The 5,874-nt window shown below is 35.4% G+C and carries 7 protein-coding genes and 1 tRNA gene; 7 read left to right on the forward strand and 1 reads right to left on the reverse strand.

Annotated features, from left to right (window positions below; genetic code table 11):
- The first annotated feature begins 78 nt into the window (after window positions 1–78).
- Window positions 79–360 (forward strand): hypothetical protein, encoded by a 282-nt coding sequence (locus tag ACXJH6_RS02320; RefSeq protein WP_456470156.1) that lies wholly within the window; start codon window positions 79–81, stop codon window positions 358–360.
- Window positions 361–531: 171 nt separating this feature from the next.
- Here the strand turns inward: ACXJH6_RS02320 and ACXJH6_RS02325 are convergent.
- Window positions 532–608 (reverse strand) — tRNA-Met (locus ACXJH6_RS02325).
- A 163-nt stretch (window positions 609–771) separates the two neighbouring features.
- On the opposite strand from ACXJH6_RS02325, the gene ACXJH6_RS02330 reads away from it, so the two are divergent.
- From ACXJH6_RS02330 to ACXJH6_RS02355, 6 genes are all read left to right on the forward strand, one after another.
- Window positions 772–1,761, forward strand: a complete 990-nt coding sequence (locus ACXJH6_RS02330) for a TRAP transporter substrate-binding protein (RefSeq protein WP_456470157.1) — start codon at window positions 772–774, stop codon at window positions 1,759–1,761.
- Entirely contained in the window at window positions 1,758–2,315 is a 558-nt protein-coding gene (locus ACXJH6_RS02335; protein WP_456470158.1) for a TRAP transporter small permease, read from the forward strand. Before ACXJH6_RS02330 ends, ACXJH6_RS02335 begins: the two co-directional genes overlap by 4 nt.
- Complete coding sequence (locus tag ACXJH6_RS02340; RefSeq protein ID WP_456470159.1) at window positions 2,312–3,595, forward strand: TRAP transporter large permease; 1,284 nt, start codon at window positions 2,312–2,314, stop codon at window positions 3,593–3,595. The genes ACXJH6_RS02335 and ACXJH6_RS02340 overlap by 4 nt, the downstream gene beginning before the upstream one ends.
- Window positions 3,596–3,720: 125 nt before the next feature.
- Window positions 3,721–3,996 carry a co-chaperone GroES gene (gene groES / locus ACXJH6_RS02345; RefSeq protein WP_456470160.1) on the forward strand — a complete coding sequence of 92 codons (276 nt, stop codon included), beginning with the start codon at window positions 3,721–3,723 and terminating at the stop codon, window positions 3,994–3,996.
- Window positions 3,997–4,012: 16 nt separating this feature from the next.
- Entirely contained in the window at window positions 4,013–5,653 is a 1,641-nt protein-coding gene (groL, locus tag ACXJH6_RS02350) for a chaperonin GroEL (protein ID WP_456470161.1), read from the forward strand.
- 129 nt (window positions 5,654–5,782) lie between these two features.
- Window positions 5,783–5,874, forward strand: a 92-nt coding sequence (locus ACXJH6_RS02355; protein WP_456470162.1) for an NAD(P)-binding protein, incomplete at its 3' end; no start/stop codon positions are given.

A 5,874-nucleotide genomic window follows, 5' to 3' on the forward strand; every position in this document is an offset into this window, starting at 1 on the left:
AAAGTTTCCAAGATAATCGTTTCTCTCCAAAAGATAAATTCACTTCTATATAGGATTTAAATAAAAAAGGCTTGTTATATGGACGTCAGCGTAGAATATCTTATTTACAACCTGCAAGACTTGGGAATGGACGAAAATAAAATATACGAGCTTTTAGAAAGACTGCAGGGGCTAAGGGTATATATTTCAAAGCAGAGATTATTCAAGTATAGGTTAAAAAAAAGATATTATCAGCTTAAAGGTATATTGCCGGTTAACGAAATAACAGCTTTATTATCAAAAGAGTTTGAAAAATCTCCAAGCAGAATAAGAATTTATATTAACGAATTTAAAAAACTAAATACTGCTAAACAAAACTAAACGGATTTTGATTTTTTTAGAGAAAAAATATATTTTGTTAATTAAACTCCATTCCTCTTGAATAAGTTATTTAGAAGTTAAATTTTGAGAAAATAGCTTACTAAGGGACACCCAAGGGGACACCTCATCAATTTTTAAGCTATCAAAACATCGATTTTATGGGAGTTTTAATGGTAGTGAGGGGGAGACTTGAACTCCCGACCTCCGGCTTATGAGACCGGCGCTCTAGCCAGCTGAGCTACCCCACCGTCTGCGGATTGAAATGATAATAAAAAATTAAAAATATGTCAAGAATATGTGTGTTACTTTTTGAAACAATTTTATAAAAAGCTTGATTTGTTTGATTTAAAGAAAAAAATAATGATATAATTGATAAATTAAATTATTAAATTAATATTAAAGGAGTTGATAATGAAGTTTTTAAAAGGTATGGTAAGTGTAGTTTTAGCGGTAAGTTTTTCAATGGCGGCAGATTATGTGATAAAGTTTTCTCATGTTGTTTCTCCTAATACTCCAAAAGGAAAGGCAGCGGATTATTTTGCAAAAAGAGTTGAAGAACTTTCTCATGGAAAAATAAAAGTTGAGGTTTATCCAAACGCACAGCTTGGAAAAGATAAGGTGATTTTAAGAAAAATGAAGTTTAACGCCGTACAAATGGCGGCTCCTAGTTTTTCGAAGTTTACCGGACTGGTTCCTCAACTTGGGCTTTTTGATTTACCTTTTTTGTTTAAAGACGAAAATCATCTTCATAAAGTTTTAGATGGGGAGGTTGGTCAAAAACTTCTGGATATGGTAACAAAAAAAGGATATGTCGCCCTTGCTTATTGGGATAACGGGTTTAAACAACTTACTGATAGCAAAAGACCTTTAATAAAACCTGAAGATTGTAGAGGTCTTAAATTTAGGGTAATGAGTTCGAAGGTTTTAATTGAGCAGTTTAAAGCTTTAGATGCGATTCCCGTTGTTTTGCCGTTTAGCGAAGTTTATTCAGCTCTCCAACAAGGTGTTGTTGACGGTCAGGAAAATACAATTTCAAATATCTATACTAAAAAATTTTATGAAGTACAAAAATATATGACTATGACAAATCATGGATATCTTGGTTACATGGTTGTTATGAGTAAAAAATTCTGGAATAGATTACCTCAGGATATGAAAAATGTTATTTTAAAGGCTATAAAAGAAGCAACAGAAAAAGAGAGAATTTGGGCAAAGGAACTTAATGAAAATCAACTCAATAAAATTAAAGAATATGCTAAAAGAACGGGTAAACTTGAGATTGATTATTTAACTCCTGAACAAAGACTTTTATGGGAGAAAAAATTAAGAACAATTTATCCTAAATTTTACGGTACTATAGGAAAGGATTTAATTAAAGCGGCAATTAAGGCGGGTGAGTGAAAGTAATAGAACAAATTTTAATTGCCGTTAGCGTATTTTTTACATCTTTTGGAATAGCCGCGGGGGTTTTACTGGCTTTTATAAACGTAGTTGCCCGATTTGTTTTTAATCAGGGGATAGACTGGGCTTTTGAGCTTACTTCTTATTTTTTTATCTGGTCGGCGTTTTTTGGAGCGGCTTATCTATTTAGAGTTGGAGGGCATATTAAAGTTACCGTTTTATTAGATTTGCTTCCTCCTTTTTTATCGAAAGCTGTGATTTTAATTGCTGATTTATTAATTTTGTTTTATCTTTTATTGGTAGCTTATTATGGTTACATTTTTATTTTTGACCCCGATTTGGGACTTAAGGCAAGCGGGGAGGTTAGTGTAGATTTGAATATTCCTATGTGGTATGTATATACCGTAGTGCCGGTAAGTATGGTGGTAGCCGCAGTTTTAACGTTTTTTAGATTAATCGAGGATATTAAAACTCCCGCAGACAAAATAGCGAAAAAAAGTGAAAGCGATATGATAATAGAAGAAGTGAAAGAAAATTTAGGAGAATTTAAGTGATAGTAGCGACTCTTTTTGGGCTTTTTTTTCTTTTTTTACTTTTAAGCGTGCCGGTTGCGGTTTCTCTTGGGCTTTCTACAATGATAACGGCTTATGTTTTTGAGGGTCCGGATTTGCTTATAGATTTGGCAAGTAATCTGTTTTCTCAGCTTGATAAATATGCACTTATGGCAATTCCTATGTTTATTTTAGCGGGGAATATTTTAAGCCGGGGAGGCAGTGCAAAAAGGATTATAGAATTTGCAAGAGCGTTTGTCGGACATCTTCCTGGAGGTTTGCCTATAGCGGCTATTTTTGCAAGTATTATATTTGCGGCGGTTTCAGGGAGCTCTCCTGCTACGGTTGCTGCTATAGGGTCTATAATGTTTGGTGCAATTATGGCTGCCGGGTATCCTAAAACTTATGCTATCGGGACTATTACAACAGCCGGAAGCCTTGGTATTTTAATACCTCCTAGTATTGTTATGATTATTTACGGAGTTACGGCCGAACAAAGTATAGGTAAGCTTTTTATGGCCGGAATTGTTCCGGGACTTTTAATAGGGTTTATGCTTATAGCCGTTACATATATAGGAGCTAAAAAACTTGGTTTTAAAAAAACAAAACCTGCTTCTTGGGAAGAAAGATGGAAAAAGTTTAAGGAGTCTTTTTGGGCTTTGATGACTATCGTAATAATTATAGGAGGAATTTACGGAGGTATTTTTACTCCTACCGAAGCTGCGGCGGTAAGTGCCGTATGGGCCTTGTTTGTGTCTTTGGTTATTTATAAAGATATAAAACTTAAAAATCTTGGAGATGTTTTTTTTGAGAGTGCAAAAACCAGTGCTATGATTTTGTTTATTATTGCAAACGCATCCATGTTTGCGTATTTTCTAACTCTTGAAAATGTACCTCAGATGTTGACCGACTTTGTTGTTGGTATGCATTTGAATAAAGTAATGTTTTTAGTGGCGGTTAATGTTATTTTGTTGATTGCAGGTAATTTTATGGAACCAAGCTCCATTATAATGATTATGGTGCCGCTTTTACTCCCTGTAGCTACAATGTTAGGAATTGACCCTATTCATTTTGGAGTGATTATTACGATAAATATGGAGCTTGGAATGTTAACCCCGCCTGTTGGACTTAATCTTTTTGTGGCTAGCGGTATAACGGGCGAGCCTATAAAAGAAGTGGTCAAATCCGTATTGCCATGGTTTTTTGTCTTGTTGGTAGGGTTATTGTTAATTACTTATATTCCTGAAATTTCATTATGGCTGCCAAATACTATGATGAAATAATCTTCATAAAGATTTAGTTATATGCGCTAAAAAAACTTAAAAAAAACTATAAATTTTCTTGACTTTCTTCTTCTTTTATTATATAATTTCGCCAGTTAAATTAACTTTATAAAAAGGAGGCGGAAATGTTTAGACCGATAGGACTAAGAGTTTTAGTTGAAAGAGTAGAAGAAGAAGCAAAAACAGCAAGCGGAATTATTATTCCGGACAATGCAAAAGAAAAACCTCTTGAAGGAAAAGTCGTGGCTATTTCAAAAGAGGTTGAAGAAGATGAAAATCTTCCGATTAACGAAGGTGATACTGTAGTCTTTGCTAAATATGCGGGAACTGATATTACAATAGACGGAAAAGAATATTTAGTATTAAATACTGACGATATTCTTGGAAAAATTGAAAAATAATTAAAGGAGGGGAGATATGGCAAAAGAAATCGTATACAGCGACGTTGCAAGAAATGAATTACTTGCCGGTGTTGAAAAACTGGCTGATGCAGTTAGAGTTACAATGGGTCCTAAAGGTAGAAACGTTTTACTTCAAAGAAGTTTCGGGGCACCTCACATTACAAAAGACGGTGTTTCAGTAGCAAAAGAAATCGAGCTTAAACATCCTGTAGAAAACATGGGTGCTCAGCTTGTTAAAGAAGTTGCGAGCAAAACAGCTGATGAGGCAGGGGATGGTACAACAACAGCAACTGTTTTAGCTCATGCAATTTTTAAAGAAGGTCTAAAATACATTACTGCCGGAGCAAATCCGATTGCTGTAAAAAGAGGTATGGATAAAGCTGCTCAGGCTATTATTGAAGAACTTAAAAAAATGAGCAAGCCTGTTGAAAACAAAGAACAAATCGAGCAAGTTGCGACAATTTCTGCAAACAACGATAAAAATATCGGTAAATTAATCGCAGAAGCGATGGATAAAGTCGGAAAAGACGGTGTTATTACTGTTGAAGAAGGTAAATCGCTTCAAGACGAATTAGAAGTGGTTGAAGGTATGCAGTTTGATAGAGGATATTTATCACCATATTTCGTAACAGACCCTGAGAGAATGGTTGCTGAATACAATGACGCATACATTTTACTATACGACAAAAAAATCAGCAATATGAAAGATTTATTACCATTACTTGAACAAATGGTGCAAGCTGGAAACAAACCGTTATTAATCATTGCCGAAGACGTTGACGGTGAAGCATTAGCTACTTTAGTTGTAAACAAATTAAGAGGAGTATTAAACGTAGTAGCTGTTAAAGCACCTGGATTTGGTGACAGAAGAAAAGCAATGCTTCAAGATATCGCAATCTTAACAGGCGGACAAGTAATTTCTGAAGAGCTTGGTAGAACGCTTGAAAGCGCAACACTTCAAGACCTTGGACAGGCTGGAAGAATCGTAGTGGATAAAGAAAACACTACAATCGTAGACGGAAAAGGTGATAAAGCGGCTATTGAAGCTAGAATTAAACAAATCAAAAAAGAAATTGAAGAAACAACAAGCGATTACGACAAAGAAAAATTACAAGAAAGACTTGCTAAACTTAGCGGTGGTGTAGCTGTAATTAAAGTAGGAGCGGCAACTGAAACTGAAATGAAAGAGAAAAAAGACAGAGTTGATGACGCACTGAGCGCTACAAAAGCTGCTGTTGAAGAAGGTATTGTTATCGGTGGTGGTGCGGCTATTCTTAAAGCGGCTAAAAAAACCGAAGTAGAATCAGTAGACCCGGATGAGCAAATCGGAATTGACATTATTAAAAGAGCGGTAAAAGCTCCGATTAAACAAATTGCCGAAAATGCCGGATATGAACCTGGAGTTGTGGCGTTAACAGTTGAAGAAGCTGATGAAAATGTTGGATTTAACGCAGCGACTGGTGAGTATGTAGATATGTTTGAAGCCGGAATTATCGACCCTACAAAAGTTGAAAGAATTGCTCTTCAAAACGCGACTAGCGTAAGCGGACTTCTGTTAACAACAGAAGCTGCTGTAACAGAAGAGCCAAAAGAAGAAAAAGCTCCAGCAGCCCCTGATATGGGAATGGGAGGCATGGGAGGTATGGGAATGATGTAATTCCCCCTCTCTTTTTCTTTTTTTATCTTAAACTTCTCTCTGACACTTATTTTTTCTGCTTCAAATGTTCTTCTTTTTGATATAATTTGTAAAAAAGGTTTTTTTGTGCGTTTTTATGATTTTGTCGTAGTGGGAGGAGGAATAGCGGGTCTTCTTAGTGCATGGTTTTTAAGAGATTTTAATACTTTGTTGATTGATAAAAAAGAGCCTTTAAGCGGGGC

The sequence above is a fragment of the Caminibacter sp. genome (assembly GCF_053999135.1).

Coding starts and splice junctions, on each gene's coding strand:
- ACXJH6_RS02320 (WP_456470156.1), top strand. CDS start 79: ATGGACGTCAGCGTAGAATATCTTATTTACAACCTGCAAGACTTGGGA.
- ACXJH6_RS02330 (WP_456470157.1), top strand. CDS start 772: ATGAAGTTTTTAAAAGGTATGGTAAGTGTAGTTTTAGCGGTAAGTTTT.
- groES (WP_456470160.1), top strand. CDS start 3,721: ATGTTTAGACCGATAGGACTAAGAGTTTTAGTTGAAAGAGTAGAAGAA.
- groL (WP_456470161.1), top strand. CDS start 4,013: ATGGCAAAAGAAATCGTATACAGCGACGTTGCAAGAAATGAATTACTT.